This window comes from Erythrobacter sp. S259 (assembly GCF_057364965.1).
In genome coordinates this window covers 1,831,678-1,858,557 of sequence record NZ_CP200286.1, presented here as the reverse complement: position 1 = coordinate 1,858,557, position 26,880 = coordinate 1,831,678, and the positions used below count along the sequence as shown (strand labels likewise).

The window sequence follows — 26,880 nt, the reverse complement described above, 5'->3', positions numbered from 1 at the left end:
ATTAACAGATTCCTCAGCAATCTTCGTTAGGGCCGTTGGTGAATTTTTGGTTCACCAAGCCCGAGGGCCGAACGGTCGGATTGTTCGATGACATGCTCAACACAGGAACTGACTGGCGAAAGCGCCGTAAACGGTCTTTTGGGAGCGACAGGTTTCGTGGGGTCTGCGCTGCTGCGCCAAACCGCATTTGAAGCCCAATTCAACAGCGCGAACGTCGATGACATTGAGGGGCAGTCCTTCGGCACGCTGGTGTGCGCCGCAGCGCCGGGCTCCATGATCGAGGCTAACAGCGCGCCTGAGCGGGACCGTGCTCAGATCCACGGGCTGATCGAGCGACTGTCCAAGGTCAAGGCCGAGCGCTTCATCCTGATATCATCCATTGCGGTTCTGTCTGACTTTGCCGGAGGTCACACGGAAAGCACCAACGACTTTCAAGAAACCCTCGCCTATGGCCGGCACCGGCGCGAGCTTGAGGCCTTTGTCGAGGATAACTTCGAGAGAAGTCTGATCGTGCGTCTACCTGCATTGTTCGGGCATGGGTTGCGCAAGAACTTCATCTTTGACCTGCTCAATCCGGTTCCCTCACTGCTAAACGCAGAGAAGCTTGCTAGCCTGTCTGACGGACTACCGCGCGCATATCACGATTGGGTCAAGGCTCTCTATAAACCCGATGAAGCCACTGGCCTTCCAAAACTCGATCGCGCGGTGCTCAACAGCGATGCGCGCCGAGGCGAATTGGAGCGCGAGATCAAGGCTCTTGGTGCGTCTGCCGTCCAATTCCACAATCGCGAAACCACCTATCAATATTATGAAATCGAACGGCTCTGGAGCGATATTGGCGTAGCAGTGCAGCATAGTCTCACCCATCTCCACTGCGCCTCGCAGCCTCTCAAAGCGAGCGAAATCCACAAGCGGTTGACCGGTGAAGAAATGCCCGAAACCGGAGCGCGGTTGCATAGCGAAGACATGCACAGTGAACACGCCGGATTGTGGGGTTCACACGCGCCTTACCTGTTCGGCGCAAAAACCACATTAGAGCGTCTTAGCGCGTTCTTCGAAAGCGAAAAGGGGCAGGCATGAACCTTGCGATCTCCAACATCGCGTGGTCCCCGCAAGAGCGCTTTGAGGCCTACGACGCTATGGCCGATGCAGGCTTTGGCGGGCTTGAAATTGCACCCGGCTTGTTCTTCCACAAAAGCGCTGACCCATTCGTGCCTGGTGAGCATGCAGCGCGCGAGGCCTTAGCAGAGGTAAACGATCATGGGTTCGCGCTGGTCTCGATGCAATCGGTTCTTTTCGGCGTCGAGGGAGCAGGGCTCTTCGAAGGTGACGAGGCGCGAGCGGCTCTCATAGAAGGGATGCACCGCGCGATTGATCTGGCGGGAAGGTTTGGCATCCCAAACCTCGTTTTCGGATCGCCAGCGCAGCGCAAAGTGCCAGATGATATGGCAATGGACCAAGCGTTGGATGAGGCCGCCGAGGTCTTTACCGCCCTTGGCGATAGAGCAAAAACGGCCGGGACGTGCATCACGATTGAGGCAAACCCAGCCGCCTACGGCACAAATTTCCTCACCACTTTCGAAGAGGCGAGCGAGTTTGTCGAACGCGTCGATCATCCGGCAATTGCGGCAATACTTGATCTTGGCGCGATGCATATGAACGCGAGCTTTGACAATGTGCCCGGATATCTCAGATCGCTCACGCCACCGCTCAATCATGTCCATGTAAGCGAGCCGGAGCTGGTTCCCGCTCCTGCCGATCCGGAGCGATTGGTGCCAGTGCTCTCGGCCCTCAACGCCCAAGGATACAACAAAGCAATTTCGATAGAGATGCGCAGGCCCGAAAATGGTCTGCAAGGGGTCCGCAGTTCGATTGCGGCGCTCGAAAAAGCTGTCAGGCACAGCAACGCAAAGAAGGGGGCCGTCCATGCATGAACCCTCTTCCAAGGACTTTGCCAAACAGCGCGAGGATGTGGTTGTATCGGTTTGTTTTGCAACACCTTCCGCCACGAAGCAGAACTTCGCAACGATCAGGCAAATCGCTGAGCGGCTGGATCAAGTCTACCGCTTTCGCGAGATCGTTCTTGTGGTTGAAGCCGACCAGAAGGATGCCTTTTTGCCAATTGTTGAAGAGGTCAGCGATGTGCGCCTGTTCGTGGTGCGCAAAGGCACGGAATATTATGAAAGGCGCGTGATCGCCGCTGAAGAGGCCATCGGCGATCTGGTCCTGATTGCGCAAGAGGATGAGGCGGCGCATCTTGATGTGCTGGCATTCCTTAAACATGCCGAGAAACACAATGCGATTGCGCTGGCGAACTGCGGGAAGACGCAGCCCTTTAAAGCGTTTCTAAGCTGGCCATTTATCGCGCTTGGCCGGCTGGCGGGCTTTGCCGTTTACCCGAGCGATTTCCAATCCATAGCCATGCCGCGCACACTGTTGAACCAGCTGCTTTCGCACGATGAGCCGCGTCTCGCGTTGCGATATCCTCCGCGCGACCCCCGGCTTCCGCTTGCATCGTATAGAGCGCCGCGTGAGGTGCCGTCGCGCAGTGCTTTCACAGATGTGGGACGGCGCATGCAATTGCTGCAAACGCTTCTGGTTTTTCTAACCCCCATAATTCTGTCGGTTGTCGCCATTTCATCGAGCGTGCTGACCCTTGTTGGCTTGGCTTATACTGCGTGGATTGTAGGCGCGGTTATCGTGGTTGACAGCCTTGCGCCCGGCTGGCTGACAACAAACACAATGCTCGCGGTGAGCGCTGTTTTCATGGGGGTGTCGACGCTTGGGCTTAGCCTTGGATTGCAGCACCTGCTGCGTGCACAGGCCAGAGATAAAGGAGAGCGCGTAGCGGAGGAGGTCAACCGCATCGACCTGTTTGGCAAAGTAGCAGTCGATCTGAATGTTGAGCTGGAAAGCGAGAATTGGACGCGCACCAATGGCCCCAAAACTCTGAGCGATGATGGCTGATGGGCGCTACGCTTCCTGCCCGCTATGACTATGTCGTGATCGGCGGCGGCTTTTACGGCTGCTGTCTTGCGCTTTATCTGCGTTCGATCTCTCAGAAAGTGCTTTTGGTAGAAGCGGGCGATGCTTTGATGACCCGTGCAAGCCGCGTCAACCAAGCGCGGGTGCACACCGGATTTCACTACCCGCGTTCAGCTGTGACGGCAGTTAAGTCAATGCTTTTACACAGAAAATTCCTCGAGGATTTTCCCGAAGCAGTGGTCGACGAGTTTCAGATGCTCTACGCGATTGCCAAACGCCGCTCTAAAGTTTCAGCGAAGAAATTCCACCGGATGTTTAATGATATGGGCGCGCCAATTGCGGTGGCTAAACCCAATGACCGCGCCCTGTTCGGCGAAGATATGGTGGAGGAAGTCTTTGCCTGTTTCGAAACCGCTTTTGATTACTCTGTCCTCGCTAAAGCAATGGCGGAGCGGCTGGATGAGGCCGGTGTTGAGCTGCGGCTTTCGGCCGAGGTATTAGCGCTGGATGCGCGGCGCGATGGCGTGACAGTAGGGCTCTCAGACGGACGTGAAGTCACTACCAGATACGCCTTCAACATTACCTATGCGCAAATTAATAAGGTCCTGGGCCTTGCCAATCTGCCCGAAGCCCGGCTCAAATATGAGGTGGCTGAACTTGCTCTGATAGAGCCTCCAGAAGAGCTGCAAGAACGCGGTGTCACCGTTATGGATGGGCCGTTTTTCTCAGCTATGCCGTACCCTTCTGCGGACCTCTATTCGCTCACACATGTGCGATACACACCGCATGAAAGTTGGAGCGAAGAGGCAGGACCGCGCGATCCGTACCGCCATTTTGCGAGCCGGTTCCGGCAGGGCGCATATGACACGCGCTATGCCTTTATGCTGCGCGATGCTCAGCGCTATTTGCCGTGCCTAAGCGGTTCGAAATACCGCCGCTCGATTTATGATGTGAAAACCGTTCTGGTAAAAAATGAGCAGGATGATGGCCGTCCCATTCTCTATCACAAATCGCCAGATGGCGGCCGTGTGATCTCGATTCTGGGCGGTAAGATCGACAATATTTACGACTTGTTCGAAGCGGTTAAGGGCACAGCGCCCGAATTTGCGCGGGCTCATTCCGGCTATGTCCTCGAGGCTCAATATGCCTGAGGCGGCCGGGGCATTACGCTCACCATCTGCGCCGCGCAGCGGCCCGCAGGCATGGATTTGGGCGGCAGTGCTGTTCCTCATTCTTGCCGCACTTCGCGGCGCGATATTGCTTTACGACCACAACCTCAATTCGATTGATGGGGCAATGCAGACGTGGTTTGCGCTTAGCAATTTTGCTGACGGTGCAGCGCTTGGCAGTGAGTTTCAGTCCTATCTCGGCATCACGATCATGCTGACCCTTTTGCCGGGGTTCATAGCCTTTGGAGAGACGCTTTGGGCGTCCACCTTTGCCTCGTATACGATGGTCCTGATCGGGAGTATCGCAGGCGCTTTTGCGGTGATCTGGATGCTGCGGCCCATACCCAAGTCGCAGCGCTGGCTTTGGGTGATCGTGCTGGTGTTTGTATTCTATTACGCAGCCTCAACAGCTCTGGGTCTTGCCAAAATTCCCTATCCAGCAACCCTTGATCCGGGCGTTTCATTAAGACCTCTACGCGGCGCATTGCCGTTCTTTGTTTTACCGGTTTTCGTGTGGGCGCTTAGGCGCGCTTTGCAGCAAGGGGCGCTCACTCCTGTCTTTTGGCTGGGCGTTGTCGCAGGGTTAGGGCTCTTGTGGTCGAACGATGCCGGTATCCCGCTCGTACTCGCTACGGTTATTGGGCTTGCCGCCGGATTGTTCAAGCGCGCGGCGCTGCTTTTTAAGGCGATCGTGACCTTTGGAGCGGGGACTGTCTTGTCAGCAACAGCGCTGCTTACGATAGTCACACAGGGGTCCCCCTCTGGCTGGTTCCAATACAATTTCTCAGACGTCGCCAGCGACCAATTTTGGTACTTTGGGCCTTGGGCAAGAGACACGCGCATTTTGTCGGTGCTGGACCTGCCTTGGATTTTTGTCAGCAACCTTTCGCTCTCTACGCTGAGCCTGATCCTTCTTACATGCTGCGCGGCCTTTGCTTTTGTGAAACGGCTGAAAGGGCGCGGCTCGCCTATCCGCTTGGGCGCTTTTGTATTTGTTGCAGCCAGCGTTTTGGGCACCGCGGTTCTTCCGCAAGTCGGCGGCCATATTGGATCTGAATACAACGCGGTTACCTTTGTGCTTGGCGTGTGCGCCCCAATCATTGTGTTTCAAAAATCGATCTTGACCTGGGCCAAGAGCCTTCTGCACGGTTTCCCCTCCAAGGCTCTGCCGATATCAGCCTCTCTGGCCGCCCTGGCGATGATTGGGCTCGATAGCAGCGCTCTTATACAAGTCATGCAAGGCACAGATCGCAGCGTGTACTCTGAAAAACTGGGCTTTTTTGTCACCCGCCAAATGGCGGAGGATTTGGCGGGCATGGAGCGGTTGTCACACTTCATCGGCGAGAAGGGCTTTGCCGAGGATCAGCGGCTTTTGTCTGTCTATACCTCCTCGCTCGACATTGCGGCGGGGACGAAAAGCCCTGCGCCGGTGGGATCGCTCATCCATGCATTGGGAGAGCGCAATCGCATCGAGTTCAACGAGCTGCTGTTTAGCAAGACCGTTGCAGTGACGACGATTGCCCCGGATTATTCAGGTTGGGCAGAATGGAATACGCGCGCCAATTGGTCCTTCTTCAAAAATTTGCGCGACTTATACCGGCCCATCGCCCGCACTGATCAGCATATTTTGTGGGTGCGCACCAACGCATCACCGCGCCCTGAAGAGGTGCAATGCGAGATGACCGATTGGGAGTTCGATCGCTTTACCGTGACGGTCAAAGGCGCGAAAACGGGGATGGCATCGCTCTTCTTGGAACGCGAGGGGTTTGATGCAAGTTCTCGCTCGGCATTACTCACCGTCACCGAAGCATCGCCTCTGACCCGCGCGGCAGCCAGCCCAAAATGGAGCGATTTTCCGCGTTATGGCATTGCCAATTCCCGCATGGTCGAAGTCGCTGTGCCTGTGGCGGCGGGTGAGGAATCGCGGCTGACATTCGAGGTGATGGATGGTTCTGCGATCGGATGGGGCACATGTTTCGCAAGGACCTACGACCCGATAGACTATGACGCGCTGCCCAGCATCTCCGAAGGTGTTGACCAACTGGTCAAAGAGGTGGGGGCATGAACGAGATGCTGCGCTTCTTTGCGGTGACTGTGTTCGGTGTGGTGCTTGATATTGCCATCGCATACGGCCTCCATGAGGGCTTTGGCATGCCCTTGGCTCTGGCGGCTGTTATCGGCTTTGTTTGCGCGGCCTGCGCCAATTATGTGCTGCATCAATTGTGGAGTTTCAACGGCGGCACGAGCGCGCTGTCATTGGGCAGGGCGGCGCGGTATGGATGTGTGGCAGCCATCACTCTTGCGGTGCGAGCAGCCGTTGTGGCCGCACTTGATGCCTATTTTGCCGGGGCGTTTGCTCTGTTTATTTTGATATGCGGAGCGGGCATTTCGTTCTTCGTCAATTTTGCTCTGAGTAAGCTGTTTGTCTTTGGTGAAACTGCGCCAAGGAGCCAAGCACGATGAGCGCAGCGAAGCCCCTCGAAATTGATGATAGCGCTTGGGAAATCCCAACCCACGATGTGGCGTTATACCGCGAGAAGGCGCACCAATACGCACTTGTCATCCCGGTCATCAATGAGGGTGAGCGTATTCGGGGCCAGTTGGCGCGCATAAAGGATGCCGGGCTTGCTGTAGACGTAATAGTTGCAGATGGCGGTTCCACCGATGGCTCGCTTGATGCCGATTTTGTGGAGCCTATTGGCGTCCGCGCTGTGCTTACCAAAACCGGGCCCGGCAAACTCAGCGCACAGCTTCGCATGGCCTATGCGTGGGCACTGCGTGAGGGATATGCCGGGATCGTCACCATCGACGGCAATGGCAAAGATGGGGTCGAGGCCGTCGCCGATTTCGCCGCGAAGCTCGACCAGGGCTGTGACTATGTTCAAGGCTCGCGTTATTTGCCAGGCGGCGAGGCGGAAAACACGCCGCTTGAGCGGGCGATTGCAAACCGGTTGATCCATGCACCTATTCTAAGCGTGGCCGGACGTCATATTTTCACCGACACCACAAACGGCTTCAGAGCCTATTCCGCGCGCTATTTGCTCCACAGCGATGTTAAACCTTTTCGCGCCGAGTTTGAGGTCTACAACCTTCTTTTTTACCTGACGCTAAGGGCAGGGCAACTCGGTCTGAAGGTTGGCCATGTGCCTGTCATAAGACGCTATCCCGAAAGCGGCAACGTGCCCACAAAGATCGGCGGTTTTGGCTCGAAGCTCGCCCTTTTGGGAGAGACGGTGAAGGCGGCCACTGGCGGCTACACCCCGGAACCTGCATCAACCTCAGTTGACCGGCGGCGCGAAAGGTGGCGCGGGCCTGTTTTTGTCGCTGGTCTAATCTTGGGCATACTCCTGCTAAGCGTCATCGCTTCGCCGGCTTACTCACCCGATAGCTGGGCGTTTTATGAACTGAGCAAGACGGTTTTTTCCGACTTCTACCGCTTCACCCATTTTCGCAGCTATTCGCAGGTTTCTGAGTATTCGAGCGCCTTTGCACCACTCTGGCCAAGCGCAATCGCAGTCGTCGACGCGCTGCTCGGAACGGGTGCGCGCACCGGGCTCTATCTCGCTTTTGTGAGCTATTTCGGTTTCGCTCTTGTCTCAGAGCAGCTCGGTCGAACAATTACGGGCGCGCACTGGCTTGGATTGGCCGGTGCATTTGTGCTCCTGCTTGCTCACTCAATGGTTTGGGATGAGCTTATTGGTGGGCGCACAATCCCTTTACAGTTGCTTATTTTGGCGCTCCTTTTGCAGAATCTCTTGGCTGGTAAAATGATCGGTATCGCCCGTGCTTGCCTGATTGGGCTTCTGGCAGGGATAGCGGTAATGAACCGCTTTGATGCAGCTCTCTTGCCATTTCTTATGGCTGTGATTGTCGGCTGGGTGACCCGAAGCGGCCTGCGCGCATTGGCCGCATTGACAGCATCCTGCATCGCCGTCTTGCCGTGGGCGGCTTATTCGCTTTGGACCTTTGGAGCTGTTTTCGCCACCGACAACGCCGGAATTGCGGCGTCACTGGACCCGCAGGCATTTGTGACCGATTGGTGGCTTTCGCCCCCGGCCAATGTGTTTGATGATCCTGCTGCATGGGTCATGAAAGTGCTGGGCAATGCAGGGCAGTGGCTCGTGAATGCGCTTGCCTTGCTCTTAACGCCTTTTGGTTTGGCCCTTGCGATGGCCTCAGCTGCACTTGGCGGTGTGGTAATCCTGTGCGCTAAAGCGCCACACCCGCGGCCCGCCCAGCTTTATACTAGCGCTCGTTTGTGCACCGTGGTTATTTTTACCGCTGCCTTGTTTGCGTTGATGGTCCCGCAAATACTGACGGGATATCTAGAATATCGCTATTATTCAGCTCCCTTCTGGGCAGCGACTTTGACGCTTAGTGTGTGGCTTATCAGCAAAGGCGAGACGCCGCGTCAGCGCCAGGTGTTTGCGTCCATATTTGCAATCGTCATTGGGTTTTGGGTCGCAGGCTTTACCCTTTCGCATATTGTGAGTGCGCAAAACAAAGAGCTGCCCTTCAGCCATCAATGGGCCGCTTTTGAAGCGCCGCGAGATGTATCGCGCTTGCGCCGGTGTATTGGTGAAAACGCTGGCGCTCGCATTCTGGTGATCGGTGACAACACCTTGGCCGCCAAAGCAGGTGCCCTTGGCGGGTTTCGCACGATGATGGAGCCGCGCAACATCGCCCGAGGCATGCTTGATACGGCTGGCAGGAGAGCATTCTTCGATGCGTGGGGCGTGCAGTACATCTTGGTAATTGATCCCCGCCGCTTGGAAGACGCTGAGGAGCTGAACGATTTTGCGCCTGTGCCGGCGTGCGAGCTCAAATTGTTTGCGCGCCAATAACCGGCGAGCGGCTAACGCAAGGTCAACTCAAGCCGATTGCGCTCAGATTGCCGGGTGTAGACCGCATCCTCACCCCAAGCATGAACAATCGCAAGCCCAATGCCGCCGCCGGTTATAGGGTCAGGCATAGTGATGGGAGGTGCGGAGAGCGGATTAAACTCCTCTCCATCGTCCTCGATTGAAAGGTGCACAGCCAAGTCGTTTTGCGAAAGGATCAGGCACAGCGCTAGATCCCGCGATTTCCCTCCATGTTTGAAGGCATTGGTCACAAGCTCTTCGACGAGGATCACAAGCTTTACCTGAAGGCGCGGATCAAAAGAATATTCAGCCAGAAAGTCGCGGGTGAACCGCAAAGCGTGACGAACCGCGCAAGCACAATTGCTATCTTTTGTAACGAACGCTGAAAACTGTCTCCTGTGCCCCATGTTTCTATGCTAACACAGCTTCAACAGGGGAGGATACATGCGAAATTACATTTTACTTTTGGCCGCGCCCCTCGCGCTTTTTGCGCAGCCGGTGGCCGCTGAAGAGATCGGGCGGATCAAGAATGTGACCGCTGGCGGTATTGAAGTCGTGCGGGACAGCAAGAAGTATCGCGGTACATCGGGTTTCCGTCTCGAAGAGGGTGACATCGTCGTGACAACTGCTCGGCAAAGAGCGGGCATTACCTTTGTCGATAACACCCGCATGGTGATTGGCCCGCGCAGCCGTATGATCATTTCCAGCTATCAATTCGACCGAGCGAAAAGAACCGGCTCATCCCAGATGGTGATTGAGCGCGGGACGGTTGGCGTTGATTCAGGCGACCTGGCGCGTTCTGGTCGGATGAAGTTCAAAACGCCGACATCTATCCTTGGTGTGCGCGGTACAACATTCGTGGTCGAGGTGGATGAATGATGCGAAAAGGTCTCACACTTTTCATCCTTGGCACCGCGCTTGCTCTTGCTGGCTGCGTGTCCAAAGAGCGGGTCACCCTACTTTCGCCGTCACAAGCGGGCAAAGATATTGGCGGGGTCGTTATCGAATATGAGGACGGCCGCGAGGCTTTCCTTGGCGAATTTAGCCAGCAGGCCAAGCTCAGGGGCTCCAAAACCCCGCGTCTTGTTCGCCAATACGATAGGGCTGATCCGTTTTACACTGATGTCGCCGAGGGCTTTCCGCCCATGGTGGTGCGCGATTATTTCTATTTCGCGCGCGGAAAAAACGAGCTTGCACCCAAGGAGCTTGACCGGCTTCAGGCGTTCATTTCTGAAAACATCCAAGATCGCCCCGGCTTCCAGGTTGAGATAGCGGCGCATACAGATGTGTCTGGCGGTGAAAAGATCAACAAGCCGCTTTCAGAACGCCGGGCCAAAACTGTCCTTGAGCAGGTGAAGCAACGGATCAAAGAAAACAATATCGCGGTTAGCGACGAGGATATCGAAGATCTTGCCGGTTCCCAGAACTGGGCGCAGTCGGTTCTTGATGCAGGCCAACCTTACAATGCCCGCGATTTCCGTGTCGCGGTTGTGACCATTCGCTAACCTTCTGCGTCTGCGCCAAGGTATCGCAGCGCCAAGATCGTGAGATCATCGGCGGGGTCCATACCTTTTTCAAAGGCGCGGACCTTGACTGCGATCTGCTGAGCGCGCTCAGGCGCCGTTTGCGCGGCGTCTTGTGAAAGGGCTGCCATGACGCGATCAAGCCCAAAGCGGTCCTCGTTCACATTCATCGCATCGGTTGCGCCATCAGTGATGATAACCAAGGTTTCGCCCGGTTTAAGCTCAAGGGTTTCAACGCTGTAGGGGAAGCCATCAAGGGTACGAAGGCGAAGGCCTCCGGCCATTTTGACAACGTCAACGCTGCCGTCAGTATGGACCACCATCGGGTCTTCGTGGCCTGCGTTCACCATTTCGATTTTGCCAGTTGAGCAATCAATCACCCCTACGAGCAATGTGAGGTCCATCTCCTCATCTTCTTCGGCCATGAGCTCAGCGTTCATTTGACGCACAGCGGCCTCCAAATCGCCGCTTGAGCGCAGGAGATTGTTCTTTGAGACAGATTTCGACAAGGCCATGAAAAGAGCAGCGCGCAGCCCTTTCCCGCTGACATCGCCCACGAGAAAGGCGAGCCTGTTCCCTTCCAACTCCATCGCATCGTAAAAGTCACCGCCAACCGATTTTGCCGGCTCAAGCACAGCGCCGATTTCTGTGCGGGTGCCCAATTTCGCTAAGCGTGCGGCGCTTGGCACCATTGTGAGCTGAAGCTTGCGCGCACTATCGTTTTCCTTTTCCTGCTCGGCAGTCACAATGCGTTTTTCGACCAGTTCGGCAAAGGCAAGGGCATAACGCACAAGCACAAGAGCGATGCCAGCGCACAAAGCGATGATAATCGGGCGCAAAGGATCAATCAGCAGGCCGGCATGATCAAACGCGAGATAGGAGCCTGCGGGAAGAAGCGCGCCTGTCACGGCGACTGGCACAAACAGCCATTTTGCAAGCCCAAGCCCGGCCGCAAGGAGCGCTGCAACCAATGCAAATGCGATGGCAAACTCAGCCGCCTTAGCCCAGCCGGGACGCGACAGCCAATGCCCGTTCAAGATCGCATCGACCGCCTGGGCCTGAACCAAAGTGCCCTGCATCTCGCTTTGGATAGGGGTGGCCACGATGTCAGTTGTTCCGGTTGCGCCAAACCCGATCAGCACAACTTTGCCTTTGAGCTGATCAATCGTGAAGCGGTTTTCCAGAATGTCGATCGCGGTGATGACGTTCTGCTCCCATGCGGCGCTCATCTTCAGCTCAAGGTTGGCTCGGGGATCGGATGGCACCATTTTGCCTGCGATTTTGAGATGGTTGCCCCGCCACTCCATCGGTTCCTCATCACCCAGTGCTAGCAGAGCCAATTGCGCGGCAAATCCGGGAACGACATATTGATCCAATTGAACCGATAAAGGAACGCGGCGCACGACGCCGTCGCTGTCAGGCGGCCCCGATACAATCCCGCGCGCAGAAGGGGCGGCATCCAGATCAGGGATGCTGGTAAGGAGCCGGTTGGTGGTGAGGATGCCTTTGGGAGGGGCGCCTTGCACCTCATCAAAGGTCAGCTCATCGTCAATTGTCCGGCCGCCTTTGCTGCTGGGAACCTGGGCCATGACAGTAGGCCTTTGAAGCAAGACCTCTTCGAGCTGTTCATCGCCATTGGGAAAGGTCGTGAGAGCGGCGCGCAGATTTTCGTCGAGCCCCTCCTGTGCTGCGATTTCGATGAGTTTCTCAGGGCGGAAACGGTCTGGCTCTGTGAAGAAGATATCAATGCCAAGCGCTTTGGGCTCAGCCGCATTAATGGTGGCTACAAGCTGCGCAATATCTGTGCGGCGCCAAGGCCATTCGCCCTTTGCCTCAACGCTGCGGTCTTCGATCAGGACCACGACCACATCGTCGCTTGTTCCCTCGCGCTGCGTCCACTGTTGCCAGGTATCAAAGACGAGCCGCCTCTGAAACTCACCGCCAAAAACGCTGAGGAGGACGCCAATCAGAGCGCCTGCAAGCACTGCTGCTGTGATCCTACGCTTGGTTTTGGGGGGCATCACTCCTGTATGCTCGGCTCTCAAAGCTCGACGCACAGCCCGTCATAGGAGCACAAAACTTCCAGAGGACTGCTCTCGCGCACGAGTTCTTCGTAGCGAACGGTTTCAGCGTGCATCCGGGCGATATCGCTATCGCTATAGGTGGGCTCGTGGTGGAACAGGGCAAGCCGCTTGGCCCCAGCTTGATGGCAAAGGTCTACTGCCACGATATTGGAGGAGTGCCCCCAATCTTCTTTCATCGAAACGCTGTCGGCCAGCGAATACATCGTGTCAGCGATCACAAGGTCCGCGCCTGACATGAACTGTGCCATCTCATCTTCGTCAGCCATCTTGTCGATCTTGTACTCGGCATCGGTCGAATAAATCGCGCTGCAGCCGTTTTCATCGGTGAAGCGGTATCCATAGCTGTCATGGCTATGGTCTTGCTTGGTCAAGGAAACCGTCAGCTCACCGATTGGGTATTTTTTGCCTGTCTCAAGAGTACGGAATTCGATATCGGCTTTGAGCCAATCGAAGGGAACCGGGAAGGAAATCTCTTCTTGCTGGCGTCTTAAAGCTGCTTCCGCGTCCGAATGCCCGGAGTGAATGATTACCTTAGCACCTTCAACGAAGGCGGGCACAAAGAACGGGAAACCCATGATATGGTCCCAATGAAGATGCGATAAGAAGAAATGCCACTCTTTGGGGCGGTTACCCTGCGCCAATCGTTTGAGCGTATCGAGGCCAAGTTCGCGCAGGCCCGAGCCCATATCGCAGATCACGAACGCGCCTTTACCAACGTCCATCTCAACGCAGCTGGTCGCGCCGCCATAGCCTTGCCCAACCGCGAAATCGAGCTCGCTATTGGCGTAGTCGAGAGCGGCTTGTTTATCTGAAAACGTCTTGCCCGATGCATGAAGAAGCGCATCTGCAACCTTATCAGCAATGGTCGATGCGTGCGGCGCCACAGGCAGTGAGCCGCGAGTTCCCCAAAACCGGACCTGCATAATCCCCCCTAACGAATGCTAATTTCCGATAGCTTCCTCAATCGTGTCTACCACTCTGAACACCATATCATAGCGGCTTATGCTGAGGATTTCGCGCATTGTCTCGTTGGGACACGCCAGCACAATGGTCGTCCCGCTGTCCCCGGCGGCGCGCTGTGCCAGTGTAAGGCCGCGAAGGCCACGCGATGACATGTAAGCAATGCCCGACAGGTCGATAATGGCTGTTTGAGGGCCGGTTTCTACCGAACTGACAAGAAAGTCCTTGAATGCATCCGCACTCGTCTCGTCCACTCTGCCCTCAGGCAAAAGCACAAGAGCGCTTCCTCGCTGTTCAGATGAGCATTGCAAAACGTCGTTTGACATTGGGTATGCATAACGTGACTTACCGCGATTGCCAAATGGCCTGCGCACATTTGTATGTGGCAGGCGCGAATACGGCGCTATATTGCGATCATATGCGCCAAGGATCGGGGCGATCTGAGAGAGATTTTGCATAAACGACTAAGTGCCTCAACATTGTCTGCATTCACCAAAGCATGAGAAAATGAACTTTTTCCTAGTGATCGCCCGATTGTGGCTAATAACGAAGCCGCGCTGCAAAGCCTGAAGCGCTCTTTTCAACCGGATTTACACGGTCGGTTTGGCGCTATCAGGCACTTGCGTTCTTGCTCGCTGATGCCCCTTGGGCACGGAGTGATATAGGTCACAGAATTTCGGCGCCATTCTTGTATACGAGACGCCGCACCTTAGGGATTTGGCCCTAAGGCCCGCCTTAGAGCTTGCTCGCCAGTGGCAAAGCTGCTTTCAGCGTGGAAGAGACGAGATTGTTTGGATTGGGCTTGCGGGGGATCTTTAGTGGCAGATGAGACGGCCAAGAAGAAGCGTATTGGCGCATTTGCGCGCAACGTGCGGGGACTGCGCGAGGCAGGCACCGTTCAGCTTATCGGAATGGTCATCTTCGTTCTGTTTTCCGTTTTTATTGCCCGTTACAGTTGGGCCTTGCCTGGCGGACAAGAGCCAACAGCAATCACCAGCGATGCAGAGCGGGCTCTTTACGATACGCGCGCCTATCTTGCTGCGGATTTGGTTGAGCAGGATGACCGCATTGTTCTGGTCGTATTCGATGATCAGTCGCTGATCAATCTGGAGAAACGCTCTCCACTGCCGCGCGGCGCATTGGCAGAAGCTTTGCGCAATTTGGATGGAATGGGTGCCAAAGCTATTGGGATAGATATTCTCTTCGACCAACCTCAAACAGAGGATATTGATCTGGTTGAGACATTGCGCGCGATGGAGACGCCCACATCGGTTGCCTATGCGACTGTGGCCACGAACGCTGATGACATTATGTATCAGCAGCAGCAGTTCCTCGATGAGTTCATGTACGCAATTGAAGATGGCGACACCAATTCCAAGCGGGCAAGTATCCGACTTGACGACGATTTTGGCGCAACTCGCGTGTGGCCCGATATCGTAGCCGATCTACCCCCTCTCTTGGGGCGCTCTATGATCGAGGATGCCGCTGGCCCATTTGAAGAATTCAACGGCTACGAAGGCGCGATCGAATATCGCAGGCCGCTGCGTGCTGATTTTGGAGATGATCCACAAGCTGGCGGAGACGAGCAGGCGGCGGTGGAAGAGCCGCTTTTCCTGACATTGTCGATTGAGCTTTTCCTTGATCTTGACCCCGCGGTTGCAGAATTTGTCGCGCAGGAGATTGCAGGCAAATATGTTCTGATCGGCGGCGACATTCTCGATTACGACCGCGTCGTTACCTCATTCACTTCATGGACCGGAGCAGAACCATCAGGGTTGTCGGTCCATGGTGAGCTCATTGCGCAAATGCTCGACGGCAAACGGCTCACCCAGATACCCATGTGGAGCATATGGGTGATGGCCCTTGTGGTTGTTGCAAGTGCTGTCGTGGTCGCTTTGTTAGAATGGCCAGCGCAAAAACTTGTGCCGCTTTTGGCCGGGCTGGGAGCGATCTATATCGGTCTGCCATTTGTGCTTCATTTCAACGAGGTCGATACCTACGGCCTGCCTGCGGTCGGTTGGTTGGTTGCGTGGATTATCACCTTTACTGTTGTGACCGCTGCGGCGCGTTCGGCAGGGGCTGCGCAGAGATCATTTGCGCAAGGCGCGCTCGGCAAATATATTCCGCGCGACATCGCCGAGGCGATTATTGACGAGCCTGACCTGCTTTCGCTCGGCGGCCAGAAGCGCGAGATTTTTGTGATGTTCTCAGACCTTGAGGGCTTCACCAAAATGAGCCACGCAATCGAACCAGAGATGGTCGCGAAATTGCTCAACCGATATCTCGAGATGCTCAGCAAAGTCGTACTCGACCACGGCGGTGTTATTGACAAATATGTGGGCGACGCGGTCGTGGCCTTTTGGGGGGCACCTATCGCCCGCGAGGATGATGCAGAGCGCGCTTTGAATGCAGGCTATGCAATATGGCAGGCGGGTGAAGATTTTCGCAAGGAAGTGGCAGAGATGGACCCCGACTTGCCCAAAATCGGCAAGACCCGCGTAGGGCTTCATTATGGCGAGGCGGTGGTTGGAAACTTCGGGGGAGAAACCCGCATCCAATACACGGCTCTCGGCGACTCGATGAACACCGCTGCACGGCTTGAGGCGGCGAATAAGCCGCTTCAGTCAAGCGTGTCAGCGAGCCGCGAATTTATTGAGAGATCCAATCCGGACTGGTGGGTTCCGATGGGACGAATTGTCCTGCGCGGCCGCGCTCAGCCGGTGGATATTTACCAACCAATGCCGGACCTTCCTGAGGAAGATCGGCGCAAACTCGTAGAGGCTGTTCAGGTTATAGATAGCAACTATGAACTAGCAGTGGAGTTAATCGACCAAGTGGTTGCTGGTCATCCCAAGGATTCGGCGCTAGAAAACTACGCTAGCCGAATTCGCAATTTGAACGATGGGGGAGCATATGTTCTCGGATAAAATTAAGGCTCGTACTTTGGGTCTCGCGCTTGCTGGCGCAGTTCTTTCAGTATCAGGTGCAGCGTCGGCTGGTGTTGTGGTGAAATCAACAGGCCCTTCGGCGGGAACCTATCCTGTCGGCAAAAAGGTAGCCGATAGCTCGACAGTGACGCTTCGTGCCGGTGATAAGGTTACTGTACTCGTCAATGGCGGCACTAAAGTCATGCAAGGCCCCGGAACTTTCCGTGTCGGCGAAGGCGCCACCCGGACCCGCGCACGTTTTGCGCGTTTGACTCGCCAAGGCGCATCCAACCGCGCCCGGACAGGGGCAGTGCGGGGCGGCAAAGGCAGCTCTGCGACTATGCCAAACCTTTGGCTCATCAATGTCGCCGCTTCTGGCACGACCTGCCTGTATAACCTTGAAAATGTGCGCCTATGGCGGCCTGGCGCGGCAGAGGGTCAAACCTACACCATCGCACCTCAAGGCAGCGATACGACGCTGGATGTGAACTTCGTTGAGACAGAGAGCATGCGCGCTCTTGATCCTGAAGGTATGAAGCTTGCTGATGGCGCTACCTACACCATTACTGGTCCAGCTTCTGAAGAAACAGCGCCTGCATCGGTCGACGTAAAGATCGTCGCTATGACTGAGACTTATCGTCAACCAGACGCGCTGGCATCGGCATTGGCCGAAAAGGGCTGCATGGGTCAGCTCGCTGCACTTGGTGATATCGCAGAGGCGGAAGCTTCCTGATTTGATTTGGGGTGCTGGGTGAAAGCTCAGCACCCTCAATTCTTTTGTTTTTGATCAGCAATGTCGCGGCTTGGGCGAAACCCAAGACACGCTTGGCGCGGCGGACGTGCTCGAAGAAGAGCGGGTCCGCTTTGTGCATTTGGTGGTTGCATGCACACGCAATCCCATCCCTAATACCGTCCATATGATCGCCAATCTGGCCGATGACCATCGCCGCTCAGAGCGTCCATGTTTGCAGTGAGGCCGTGATCGGGGCGAGAGAATAAAGCGGCGCCGGGGCGATGATGTGACGACCGAGCGAACTGCGACCGACCGTGATATGTTGGCGAGTTTTCGCAGCCTTGGACGAGTTGCCAGACTGGGCGCGGGAAATGTTCCTCTCTGACAAGATTGGAGGCGAGTGGCAGATGCAGACCGCCAACGATTTTGGCTCAGTTGGGCCGGCCGCCTGGGCGAGGAGCGGGGATTGGGAGCCGTCCGATCTAACGGACACCGAGGGCAACCGGTTCGCTTTTGGAGCCCCCTTCAATGCCCGTACCGAAGATCAGCGCAGGCCGCTGTGCCTTTTCATGGCTCGCGCTCAAATAGGCGTCAAAAGCTATGCCGCTTGGACTGAGCGCTCGGAGCCAACTTGTCCTGTCGGCGCTTAAAGCGTTCTATGCGTGGTACCTAGGTGGACGGCCCCATCTGCAAGAACGGCTCGGCTAAAATTCTACCGAAAAGACTTGCCGTAAGCGGCTCCTTGGGCGCATTCTCTAATCCAACGTACAGTTTGGGAGAGAGGTGCCCCTTGGAAAATTTTGGTGGGATGCAAAACGAAATCTATAACGCCGGGCTTCAGGGGATTTTGCCTGATTTTCCAGTTGATTTCGCGTTGCTTGAGAAGCGCGGACATGAGGCGCTGGGCGAGATGCTCACCAATTATGTCGCTGGCGGCTGCGGGGACGAGCACACTCAGGAAAGCAACTCGGGCGCGTTCCACCGTTGGGGTATGATCCCGCGAATGATGGTCGATTGCACGCAGCGCGATCTTTCTATCGACCTTTTTGGGATGAAGCTCAAAAGCCCGCTTTTCATGGCGCCAATCGGTCTCAACGGAGAGGCAACGCAGGACCGCCATGGGGATATGGCAGCCGCCCGCGCATCTGCCGAAGTGGGAGTGCCGTTTTGCGTCTCGACCCTTGGCAACGATCCGATGGAGGATGTGTTCGATGCATGCGGTGACACACCCGCTTTTTTCCAGCTCTACACCCCGCGCAACCGCGAACTGGCCACAAGCCTAATCAAGCGAGCAGAAGCCTCGGGCGCTAAAGCAATTGTGGTGACGCTCGACACATGGCTTACCGGTTGGCGTCCGCGTGACCTTAATGCGTCCAACTTCCCGCAGCTGCGCGGCAAGGTGATGCAGAACTATTTCTCTGATCCAGTCTTTCGGGGCATGCTGGAGAAGCCTCCAGAGGAAGACCCGCGCTCTGCGATCATGCTGTTTGCTGCGACCTTTGGTCAGGTGCTTACTTGGGAAGACGTCGCATGGTTTAAGTCGGTCACCGACTTGCCAATCGTTCTAAAAGGCATCTGTCACCCCGAGGACGCGCGCAAAGCGGTCGATCACGGCGCGGATGCGGTTTACTGCTCCAACCATGGGGGGCGGCAAGCCAATGGAGGGATCGCAACCATTGATCTGCTGGCTGATGTGGTTGCTGCCTCTGGTGATACCCCCGTTCTTTTCGACAGCGGTGTGCGCTCTGGCAGCGATGCGGTGAAGGCGCTGGCTCTGGGAGCAACTGCGGTTGGGGTAGGACGTCCGTACATATACGGGCTTGCAATTGGCGGGGCAAAAGGAGCTTCGTGGGTTCTTCGCAGTATGCTGGCTGAAGCTGATCTCTTGATGGCCGTTAACGGATACCCCGATCTGGCAGCTGTGCGTGAGGCCGGGGCGCAGCGCACTGATCGTGCTTAAGTGTGAACGATTGTTACGCCATGCGAGGAGGCACACAGTTTCTTGGCCGCGCCTGATTGACCAAAATTGTAAAAAACCGCGCCGAATGCTAAATTTTGACTTAGTTTTCCACATTAGTGATGATAGCTTCTCCGCATAACAAAAAACGAATCGGGGACGCGAAACAATGGAACGACCAACCATTATCTCATCAGGTCCAGATGCCATGGGCCGTACTGTATACTTTGGCGACGAAAGCTCACGCCGCGCGCACTATGGACGCATTCGTCCCATGTCTAAACAAAGCACGTTTTCTAAGCTTGTATCGGGTGTATTCGGCGCTCGCTAAAGCCGGTGAGGCGCCTTGTTAGCGACGAGCCTAACGATCACCGAAACGCGAAGTTCACGGCGCCGATTTGGCGACCGTGACCAGCTTCGTCTCTGTGTATCCCATATAGCCCTCAACCGCATTTTCAGAACCAAATCCGCTGTCGCCAATGCCTCCGAAAGGTGTCTCCGGAGAGCCTACCGCGAAGTGGTTGATTGCAACCATGCCCGCTCTCAAAGAATCGCCCAGATAGTGGCTTTCATCGAGTGAACCGGTAAACGCATAAGCAGACAGACCATAACGCAGCGAATTTGCGATCTCGACCGCTTCTTCGATCGTGTCATAAGGCACAATGCCGGCCACCGGACCGAAGGGTTCTTCGTTCATCAACCGGCTACCGGCGGAAGGCCCGGCGATCACTGTTGGCTCGAAGAAATAGCCTGCACCCTCTAGCGCAGTCCCGCCCGAGACGATCTCACCCTCGGCGCCGCCCATCGACGCCATCAAGTCTTGCATTGCCGTTAGTCTGCCGCTGTGCGCGAGAGGGCCCATGTCAACGCTGTCGTCTACGCTAGCATCGCCGATTTTGAGTTTCTGCGAGCGCGCCGCAAACTCTGCGACAAACTTGTCGTAGATCCCGCGCGCGACGAGGAAACGGGTGGGGGAGACGCAAATTTGCCCAGCATTGCGGAACTTGCTGTCAGCACAGGCCGCCACAGTCCGCTCGAAATCCGCACTTTCGCCGATCACCACCGGGGCATGCCCGCCAAGCTCGGAAGTGAAGCGTTTGAGGCCTTGCGCAGCGAGCGCTCCCAATTGCCGCCCTACTGCGGTTGATCCGGTGAAGCTCACCTTACGCGTGATGTCAGAGGTGATTAGATGCTCGGAGATCATTGCAGGATCACCGTAAACGACATTGAGCACGCCAGCGGGAAGTCCTGCGTCAACAAAGCACTCGGCCAGCAATTGCGCCGTCCCCGGCGTCGTCTCAGCCGGCTTCAAGATTGCGCTACATCCTGCCGAAAGCGCGCCGGCGATTTTCTTGGCAGATAGGTTGATCGGGAAATTCCACGGCGTGAACAGCATGGCCGGCCCCACAGGCTCCTGTGTGACACGCTGTTGAAGCAAGTTGTGGCTACGCACCGGGACAAGGCGGCCCCCTTGACGCTTGGCTTCTTCTGCAAGGAAATCGATCAGATCAGCAGCACCAGCTGTCTCGCCGACAGCCTGCGCATGGGGTTTGCCCATTTCGAGTGTCATGACCCGTGCGATGGTTTGCGTGCGTTCGCGTAAAAGATCGGCTGCCTTCCGGATGATCCGGTAACGCTCAATCGCTGGCGTTTTCGCCCAGAGTGGGAACGATCTCGCCAGCTGCCGCAAGGGCTGCATCCAATTGCTCTTTGGATGCTTTGGGTGCGCGCGCGATTTCCTGTTCATTCGCCGGGTTGATGATAGACATCGACCCATCGCCGCCGCTCTCCACCCATTCGGCTCCAATCAGCATCTTGATTGCGGGATACGTGGTCATAGCGGTTCCTTGGTTCGTATTGGTTTCAATGGAAACCAAATAGCAGATGGAGCGCGCAATTCAATCTTTGTGCAGGGCTTCATCAAAGAACTGCGAAAAAACGCAGGTATGCGGATTTTGCAGTGTTTGACGCGCGCTTTGGGCTCAGGGTTGCGCGGAACCGAACATCTATTGCGTGCGTTCTGAGAGAAATAGGGACCAGAAAAACCCATATTCATCACTAGTAAGGCAGACCCGCGCACCCACCATTCGCCCGCATGCTGTGCGCCTAACCGTGAGGAACCGCTATGCAAAATGTCGATCCGCGCCCGCTAGTGCGTCAAGTCAATTACGACGCAGAGATAGACAGTCATGTCGCGCCTCAGACCCTTAGTGACAAGATCGCATTTGCTTTCGTGAAGCTTTTAAGATTTTTTGCCGATACCTTCTTTGCCAAGCGTTATGGCCACCGCGCGGTTGTGCTAGAAACTGTTGCGGCTGTTCCCGGAATGGTCGGCGGGCTTTGGCTACATTTAAAAGCGCTACGCTATATGCGCGATGATGAGGGCTGGATCCGCACTCTGCTCGACGAGGCGGAAAATGAGCGGATGCACCTCATGACCTTTATCGAGATTGCCCGGCCCAGTTGGTTTGAGCGTATGGTGATCGCAGTCACTCAAATGGTGTTCTACAACTTCTATTTCTTCCTCTACCTGTTTGCCCCTCGCACGGCGCACCGTGTGGTCGCCTATTTCGAAGAGGAAGCGGTGATCAGCTACACAGGATACCTCGCAGAGGTTGATGCGGGCCGCCACGAGAACGTACCGGCGCCTCAAATAGCCATCGACTATTGGCAGCTTCCCGAAGACGCCCGCCTCCGCGAGGTCATTATCGCGGTGCGCGCCGATGAGGCAGAACACCGCGATGTGAACCACGGCTTTGTCGAAGCGATTGACGCCAAGCGCGCCTGATATCGCGGCTTGACCAAAATTCTCTCGTGCTGTCAGGATACTCCGGCAGCAGGAGAACATTGCAATGAAGACCAGAGCCGCCGTCGCTTTCGAAGCGAAGAAACCGCTTGAAATCGTTGAGCTTGATTTGGAGGGGCCGAAGGCGGGCGAGGTTCTTGTTGAGCTTAAGGCGACGGGCATTTGCCACACCGATGCCTACACGCTGGACGGGCTCGACAGCGAAGGCATTTTTCCAAGTGTTCTGGGCCATGAAGGCTGCGGCGTGGTGCGCGAGACAGGCCCCGGCGTCACCTCCGTCGCGCCCGATGACCATGTGATACCGCTTTACACCCCTGAATGTGGGGAGTGTAAGTTCTGCCTCTCGGGAAAGACCAATTTGTGCGGCGCAATTCGCGCGACACAAGGGCAGGGGGTGATGCCCGATGGGACCTCACGGATGAGCTATAAGGGCCAGACGATCTACCACTATATGGGGTGCTCGACCTTCTCGAACTTCATTGTTCTGCCAGAGATCGCGGTTGCGAAAATCCGCGAGGACGCGCCGTTTGATACCGCATGCTATGTTGGCTGCGGGGTCACCACAGGGGTGGGGGCAGTCACGAAAACCGCCAACGTACAGCCGGGCGACAATGTCGTTGTCTTTGGTCTTGGCGGGATTGGCCTTAACGTCATTCAAGGCGCGAAGATGGCAGGCGCGAACCGCATCGTGGGCGTCGATATCAACGCCTCCAAACGCGAATGGGGAGAGAAGTTCGGCATGACCGACTTTGTAAACCCCAAAGAGACCACCGAAGTGGTCGCGCACCTTGTTGAGATGCTCGATGGCGGCGCGGATTATTCCTTCGATTGCACCGGCAAAACCGACGTCATGCGCGACGCTTTGGAATGCTGTCACAAGGGGTGGGGCACTTCGATCATCATTGGCGTTGCCGAAGCTGGCAAAGAGATTTCCACGCGGCCCTTTCAGCTGGTGACGGGCCGCAATTGGCGCGGGACAGCCTTTGGCGGAGCAAAGGGCCGGACCGATGTGCCTGACATCGTTGACCTTTATATGAACGGCAAGATTGAAATTGATCCGATGATCACTCACCGCCTGAGCCTTGAGGAGATCAACAAGGGCTTTGACCTGATGCATGCAGGTGAGAGCATCCGAAGTGTGGTCGTGTTTTAGTGGCGACTAAGGTCACTCTTTCCGACAAGTTTGCTCTATTCGGCGAGCAATGGGCGCCGCGTCTCGCCGCGCATTACAACGGCAATGAAGTGCGCCTTGCTAAGGTGGAGGGCGAATTTCACTGGCACTCCCATCCTGACACGGACGAGCTGTTCTTGGTGGTCGAAGGCGAGCTTGATATGGAGTTTCGGGACCGGACCGAAACGATGGCGGCAGGCGATTTGATCGTGGTGCCCAAGGGGACCGAGCACCGTCCCTGCGCGCGCAAGGGTGAGGTGAAGCTCTTGATAATGGACGCAGACGGCACGCCCAATACAGGCGACGAGGCGACCGCTTACAAACCTGTCGAGGTCTAGCATGTCTTATCCGAGGCGCGGCGAGGCGGGGCTTATGGCTGATCTTGATGAGCTTGGGGTTGCTTATCAAGTGTTTGACCATCTGGCGGTGTTCACCGTCGAGGAGAGCCGGACAGTCAAGACCGATATGGCGTGTCTGCATACCAAGAACCTGTTCTTGAAGGATGCTGGCGGAGCCTATTTCCTCCTCACCGTGCCAGCCGAGGCGCGGATTGACCTCAAGCGCGTTCACCCGCTCCTGAATCGCCGCCGCCTGAGCTTTGGCAAGCCAGAAGCGATGGAAGAGCTGATCGGCGTCTCCCCCGGTTCTGTAACGCCGCTTGCGATGATCAACGCAAAGCCCGGAGCGATCGCATTGGTGCTCGACGAAGCGCTTGCGGTGGGGGAACCGGTCGGCGTTCACCCCTTACGCAACACTGCGACAGTCACTCTTGCGGGCACCGATATTTTGAAGCTGGCTCGCCATTGGGGGCATGAGCCTCATACGGCCGATCTGCCCAAGCTTTAGCCTTGCACCACTGTCTGCTCAATCGCGCCAAAGATTGAGTGGTTCTCCGCATCGCGCATTTCGATCTTCACCGTGTCGCCGGGAGCCATGAACGGCGTTTTCGCCTCGCCATCGGCGATCGTCTCAATCATGCGGATTTCAGCAATGCACGAGTAGCCAAGGCCGCCTTCGGCAACGGGCTTTCCGGGACCGCCATCGCTGCCCTTGTTCGAAATTGTACCTGACCCAATGATTGAGCCTGCGCAAAGCGGCCGCGTCTTAGCGGCATGGGCCACCAACTGCGCCATGTTGAAGGTCGCATCAACGCCGACCTCTGCGCGGCCAAACGCCTCACCTTTATAGTCCACCATAAGCGGCAAGTGGATGAGGCTGTCCTTCCACGCATCGCCCAACTCATCAGGCGTGACCGCAACGGGGCTGAACGTGCTTGAGGGTTTGGACTGGAAAAAGCCAAATCCCTTCGCTAGTTCACCCGGGATAAGGCCGCGCAAGGACACATCATTGACCAGCATGATGAGCTTGATGTGATCCGCCGCGTTTTCCACCGAGACACCCATCGGCACATCATCGACGACAACCGCAATCTCGCCCTCCATATCGCAGCCCCATGCGGTGTCGCCCAATGGGATGTCGGCGCGCGGAGGCAGGAAGCTGTCTGACCCCCCTGATACATCAGCGGATCGTGGTAAAAGCTCTCCGGAACATCAGCGCCGCGCGCTTTGCGGACAAGTTCGACATGATTGATATAGGCGCTGCCATCAGCCCATTGATATGCGCGGGGGAGGGGCGAATGGGCTTGGCGCTCGTGAAATCGCTCGCACGGTACAGCCTCATGTTCCACATCGGTCGCCAGCAATTCAAGCTCTGGCAGCACGCGTTCCCAATTATCGAGCGCTGCCTGCATCGTGGGCGCGATATACCCCGCCGTGCAGCAGCGCGTCAGATCTCTTGAAACCACCACAAGCTTGCCGTCGCGGGTGCCGTTGTTGAGGGTTGCAAGCTTCATGGATTTTGCCTTTCTGGATTGTCGATCTGGTTGTCTGGGTGTGCCCGTTGAAACTCGGGGAGCGCCAGACACGCCGCCTCTATCTGCACAGTATGAGGTGCAGAGGAAAAATCATAACCAAAACGGCGCGCGTTATAGACTTGAGGGAGCAATACGGTTTCAAATAGGCCCGGTCTATCAAACAGAAAATCGCCTGTTTGCAATTGAGAGAGCCGTTCTTCAACCGGCTTCAACGTGCGCCCGAGCCAGTGGCCATACCACACGTCGATCTCATCTTGTGACTGGCCAAATTTCGATTTCAGATATTTCAGCACAGGCAAATTGAGCGGAGCATGCAACTCGGTCGCAATGGCATAGGCGAGTTCGCGCGCGGTGAAGCGGTCCTCCACATCAATAGGCAGAAGCGGCTTTTCGGGATAGGCTTCATCCAGCCATTCAATCATGGCCATTGATTGCGCACGGTCACGGCCATTGGCCTCAAGCAGAGGCACGCTGCCGAAGGGATTGCGATCGGTAAAGCCTGCTTCCTTCTGTTCAGACTTCAGCAGGTTTACCCCGATATTCTCGTAAGCCAGCCCCTTAAGCTCCAGCGCGATGCGCAGGCGATATGACGTGGAACTGCGAAAATAGCCGTGAAGTTTCACAAATACCCCTCAACTCAAGATCATTTAGTTTCTATTGAAACTTGTTTGATGCGCTTTGGCAGCTGTGAACCGGTGGGGCAAGGGCCAAAACGGTTGAGGGACAACAACGTCCCCTTCGACAAGCTTCAAGCAAAAGCCTTACAAACTGCGTCCAGCATAGCTGTTGGAGGGCACGGTTTCATGCGCACAATTGCCTCTGGAAATCTATCCTTGATCTCTTGGCGGGTGAGGCTTCCTGAATGAAAGATCACCGGCACATTTTCGGCACTCAGCGTTCGCGCGAAAGAGAAGACATTGCCGTCAGTCAGTTCGACATCCAGAATAGCGGCATGCGGCTTTTCTTTTTGAAACGCGAGCATAGCCGACGAAATTCCAGAATGGGGCCCCTCGACGTGAAATCCTGCTTCTTCAACGGTTTCACACAGATCATGGGCTACGATCATCTCGTCTTCGGCGATCAAAATTATGCGGCTCATAGCACGCCCCTCCTCCGATTCTGATCCCGGAAGGGAGCGTATCACAGTTTCAGCCAGAAACAGATTCCATTATCGAGGAGTCTACAGATTAGCCGTTATTTCCGAAGGTTTTGACAAACTCACCCTCATCATCGGCGGCCAGCAATTTTGCCTGCTCAACCCATTTGTCGCGCGTAATGCGGCCCGCAAACCTGCCTAACGTGGCATCAATCCGCTCAATGTCGGCGTCACTCCAAGAGGCAATTTGTTCAAATTTTGTAATGCCTTGATCAGAAAGAAGAGTGACGAGCTTGGGGCCAAGGCCTTTAATCCGTTTTAAATCATCTGTGTTTTTGGCGGTAGGCCTTGGACTTGGACTTGGACTTGGACTTAAGCCTGCTCTTGGGGTTGGAGCAGGTGTCGGAGCAGCGGGCGCCGCCGTCTTCGCAGCAGGCTCCACATCTGAGCTTTCAAGAGGCACGCCGGTTTGTGATGCCGCCGTAGGGGCAGAATCGATCAAGGCTTGATTGCGCGCTGCAGGGGCTGCACCTTCGTCTAGAACATCGCCTTCCTGTTTACCGACGATCTTTGTTTTGCGCGAGGCTCTGACCAACACCCAAAACGCCACAAGCAGCGCAATGGCAAGCAGGATAAGCGGGACGAATTGCTGAAGGTTCTCAGGCATTATGGGGATCTTTCAAACGGTTTGACTTGCAACCGGGCCCTTAGCAGCAAGGGCACAGATCACAAAA

The 26,880-nt window shown here is 56.0% G+C and carries 26 protein-coding genes and 1 pseudogene; 17 read left to right on the top strand and 10 right to left on the bottom strand.

Annotated elements, in window-relative coordinates:
• Positions 1–87 precede the first annotated feature (87 nt).
• From AC0V60_RS08975 to AC0V60_RS08945, 7 genes are read left to right on the top strand one after another with little or no spacing between them, the layout of a single operon-like run.
• Entirely contained in the window at positions 88–1,080 is a 993-nt protein-coding gene (locus AC0V60_RS08975; protein WP_486178134.1) for an NAD-dependent epimerase/dehydratase family protein, read from the top strand.
• Positions 1,077–1,934: a sugar phosphate isomerase/epimerase family protein gene (locus AC0V60_RS08970; RefSeq protein WP_486178133.1), complete on the top strand. Its 858-nt coding sequence runs from the start codon at positions 1,077–1,079 to the stop codon at positions 1,932–1,934. The genes AC0V60_RS08975 and AC0V60_RS08970 overlap by 4 nt, the downstream gene beginning before the upstream one ends.
• Entirely contained in the window at positions 1,927–2,967 is a 1,041-nt protein-coding gene (locus tag AC0V60_RS08965; protein WP_486178132.1) for a hypothetical protein, read from the top strand. Before AC0V60_RS08970 ends, AC0V60_RS08965 begins: the two co-directional genes overlap by 8 nt.
• The gene (locus AC0V60_RS08960; protein WP_486178131.1) at positions 2,967–4,136 is read left to right on the top strand and encodes an FAD-dependent oxidoreductase; all 1,170 of its coding nucleotides are present in this window, start codon (positions 2,967–2,969) and stop codon (positions 4,134–4,136) included. The genes AC0V60_RS08965 and AC0V60_RS08960 overlap by 1 nt, the downstream gene beginning before the upstream one ends.
• Entirely contained in the window at positions 4,129–6,219 is a 2,091-nt protein-coding gene (locus tag AC0V60_RS08955; RefSeq protein WP_486178130.1) for a hypothetical protein, read from the top strand. Before AC0V60_RS08960 ends, AC0V60_RS08955 begins: the two co-directional genes overlap by 8 nt.
• Entirely contained in the window at positions 6,216–6,617 is a 402-nt protein-coding gene (locus tag AC0V60_RS08950; RefSeq protein WP_486178129.1) for a GtrA family protein, read from the top strand. Before AC0V60_RS08955 ends, AC0V60_RS08950 begins: the two co-directional genes overlap by 4 nt.
• The gene (locus AC0V60_RS08945) at positions 6,614–8,998 is read left to right on the top strand and encodes a glycosyltransferase family 2 protein (RefSeq protein WP_486178128.1); all 2,385 of its coding nucleotides are present in this window, start codon (positions 6,614–6,616) and stop codon (positions 8,996–8,998) included. Before AC0V60_RS08950 ends, AC0V60_RS08945 begins: the two co-directional genes overlap by 4 nt.
• Before the next feature lie 11 nt (positions 8,999–9,009).
• On the opposite strand, the gene AC0V60_RS08940 is transcribed toward AC0V60_RS08945, so the two are convergent.
• A complete protein-coding gene (locus AC0V60_RS08940; RefSeq protein ID WP_486178127.1) occupies positions 9,010–9,423 on the bottom strand; it encodes an ATP-binding protein in 414 nt (137 codons plus the stop codon).
• A gap of 37 nt (positions 9,424–9,460) precedes the next feature.
• On the opposite strand from AC0V60_RS08940, the gene AC0V60_RS08935 reads away from it, so the two are divergent.
• Both AC0V60_RS08935 and AC0V60_RS08930 read left to right on the top strand, forming a co-directional pair.
• Positions 9,461–9,895, top strand: coding sequence for a FecR domain-containing protein (locus tag AC0V60_RS08935; protein WP_486178126.1), 435 nt, complete (start codon positions 9,461–9,463; stop codon positions 9,893–9,895).
• Positions 9,892–10,521: an OmpA family protein gene (locus AC0V60_RS08930; protein WP_486178125.1), complete on the top strand. Its 630-nt coding sequence runs from the start codon at positions 9,892–9,894 to the stop codon at positions 10,519–10,521. Before AC0V60_RS08935 ends, AC0V60_RS08930 begins: the two co-directional genes overlap by 4 nt.
• Here AC0V60_RS08930 and AC0V60_RS08925 read toward each other — a convergent pair.
• The 3 genes from AC0V60_RS08925 to AC0V60_RS08915 are packed head-to-tail and all read right to left on the bottom strand — an operon-like array spanning position 10,518 to position 14,041.
• Positions 10,518–12,560: a CHASE2 domain-containing protein gene (locus AC0V60_RS08925; protein ID WP_486178124.1), complete on the bottom strand. Its 2,043-nt coding sequence runs from the start codon at positions 12,558–12,560 to the stop codon at positions 10,518–10,520. The two genes, AC0V60_RS08930 and AC0V60_RS08925, sit on opposite strands and share 4 nt — an antisense overlap.
• A gap of 20 nt (positions 12,561–12,580) precedes the next feature.
• A complete protein-coding gene (locus AC0V60_RS08920; RefSeq protein WP_486178123.1) occupies positions 12,581–13,546 on the bottom strand; it encodes an MBL fold metallo-hydrolase in 966 nt (321 codons plus the stop codon).
• Positions 13,547–13,564: 18 nt separating this feature from the next.
• Complete coding sequence (locus AC0V60_RS08915; RefSeq protein WP_486178122.1) at positions 13,565–14,041, bottom strand: STAS domain-containing protein; 477 nt, start codon at positions 14,039–14,041, stop codon at positions 13,565–13,567.
• A gap of 360 nt (positions 14,042–14,401) precedes the next feature.
• On the opposite strand from AC0V60_RS08915, the gene AC0V60_RS08910 reads away from it, so the two are divergent.
• The 4 genes from AC0V60_RS08910 to AC0V60_RS08895 all read left to right on the top strand — a co-directional run bounded on the left by AC0V60_RS08910 (position 14,402) and on the right by AC0V60_RS08895 (position 19,203).
• The gene (locus AC0V60_RS08910; protein WP_486178121.1) at positions 14,402–16,510 is read left to right on the top strand and encodes a CHASE2 domain-containing protein; all 2,109 of its coding nucleotides are present in this window, start codon (positions 14,402–14,404) and stop codon (positions 16,508–16,510) included.
• Positions 16,497–17,243 (top strand): hypothetical protein, encoded by a 747-nt coding sequence (locus tag AC0V60_RS08905; RefSeq protein ID WP_486178120.1) that lies wholly within the window; start codon positions 16,497–16,499, stop codon positions 17,241–17,243. Before AC0V60_RS08910 ends, AC0V60_RS08905 begins: the two co-directional genes overlap by 14 nt.
• 70 nt (positions 17,244–17,313) lie before the next feature.
• Positions 17,314–17,484 carry a hypothetical protein gene (locus tag AC0V60_RS08900; protein ID WP_486178119.1) on the top strand — a complete coding sequence of 57 codons (171 nt, stop codon included), beginning with the start codon at positions 17,314–17,316 and terminating at the stop codon, positions 17,482–17,484.
• A 549-nt stretch (positions 17,485–18,033) separates the two neighbouring features.
• Positions 18,034–19,203 (top strand): alpha-hydroxy-acid oxidizing protein, encoded by a 1,170-nt coding sequence (locus AC0V60_RS08895; protein WP_486178118.1) that lies wholly within the window; start codon positions 18,034–18,036, stop codon positions 19,201–19,203.
• A gap of 382 nt (positions 19,204–19,585) precedes the next feature.
• Here AC0V60_RS08895 and AC0V60_RS08890 read toward each other — a convergent pair whose 3' ends face one another.
• Both AC0V60_RS08890 and AC0V60_RS08885 read right to left on the bottom strand, forming a co-directional pair.
• The gene (locus tag AC0V60_RS08890; RefSeq protein ID WP_486178117.1) at positions 19,586–20,899 is read right to left on the bottom strand and encodes an NAD-dependent succinate-semialdehyde dehydrogenase; all 1,314 of its coding nucleotides are present in this window, start codon (positions 20,897–20,899) and stop codon (positions 19,586–19,588) included.
• On the bottom strand, positions 20,838–21,038 hold the full coding sequence (locus tag AC0V60_RS08885; RefSeq protein ID WP_486178116.1) for an aldehyde dehydrogenase family protein: 201 nt from the start codon (positions 21,036–21,038) through the stop codon (positions 20,838–20,840). The genes AC0V60_RS08890 and AC0V60_RS08885 overlap by 62 nt, the downstream gene beginning before the upstream one ends.
• A gap of 287 nt (positions 21,039–21,325) precedes the next feature.
• On the opposite strand from AC0V60_RS08885, the gene AC0V60_RS08880 reads away from it, so the two are divergent.
• The 4 genes from AC0V60_RS08880 (at position 21,326) to AC0V60_RS08865 (ending at position 24,023) form a co-directional block, all read left to right on the top strand.
• Positions 21,326–21,988, top strand: coding sequence for an alternative oxidase (locus AC0V60_RS08880; protein WP_486178115.1), 663 nt, complete (start codon positions 21,326–21,328; stop codon positions 21,986–21,988).
• 64 nt (positions 21,989–22,052) lie between these two features.
• Positions 22,053–23,159 (top strand): S-(hydroxymethyl)glutathione dehydrogenase/class III alcohol dehydrogenase, encoded by a 1,107-nt coding sequence (locus tag AC0V60_RS08875; protein ID WP_486178114.1) that lies wholly within the window; start codon positions 22,053–22,055, stop codon positions 23,157–23,159.
• On the top strand, positions 23,159–23,515 hold the full coding sequence (locus AC0V60_RS08870; protein ID WP_486178113.1) for a cupin domain-containing protein: 357 nt from the start codon (positions 23,159–23,161) through the stop codon (positions 23,513–23,515). The genes AC0V60_RS08875 and AC0V60_RS08870 overlap by 1 nt, the downstream gene beginning before the upstream one ends.
• A 34-nt stretch (positions 23,516–23,549) precedes the next feature.
• Positions 23,550–24,023, top strand: coding sequence for a prolyl-tRNA synthetase associated domain-containing protein (locus AC0V60_RS08865; RefSeq protein ID WP_486178112.1), 474 nt, complete (start codon positions 23,550–23,552; stop codon positions 24,021–24,023).
• On the opposite strand, the pseudogene AC0V60_RS08860 reads toward AC0V60_RS08865, so the two are convergent.
• The 4 genes and pseudogenes from AC0V60_RS08860 to AC0V60_RS08845 all read right to left on the bottom strand — a co-directional run bounded on the left by AC0V60_RS08860 (position 24,020) and on the right by AC0V60_RS08845 (position 26,813).
• Positions 24,020–25,029: pseudogene (locus AC0V60_RS08860) on the bottom strand (fumarylacetoacetate hydrolase family protein). The gene AC0V60_RS08865 and the pseudogene AC0V60_RS08860 overlap by 4 nt on opposite strands.
• Entirely contained in the window at positions 25,026–25,673 is a 648-nt protein-coding gene (gene maiA / locus AC0V60_RS08855; RefSeq protein ID WP_486178111.1) for a maleylacetoacetate isomerase, read from the bottom strand. Before maiA ends, AC0V60_RS08860 begins: the two are co-directional and overlap by 4 nt.
• Positions 25,674–25,798: 125 nt before the next feature.
• Positions 25,799–26,149, bottom strand: a complete 351-nt coding sequence (locus tag AC0V60_RS08850; protein ID WP_486178110.1) for a response regulator — start codon at positions 26,147–26,149, stop codon at positions 25,799–25,801.
• Positions 26,150–26,237: 88 nt separating this feature from the next.
• A complete protein-coding gene (locus tag AC0V60_RS08845) occupies positions 26,238–26,813 on the bottom strand; it encodes a hypothetical protein (RefSeq protein ID WP_486178109.1) in 576 nt (191 codons plus the stop codon).
• Positions 26,814–26,880: the final 67 nt, after the last annotated feature.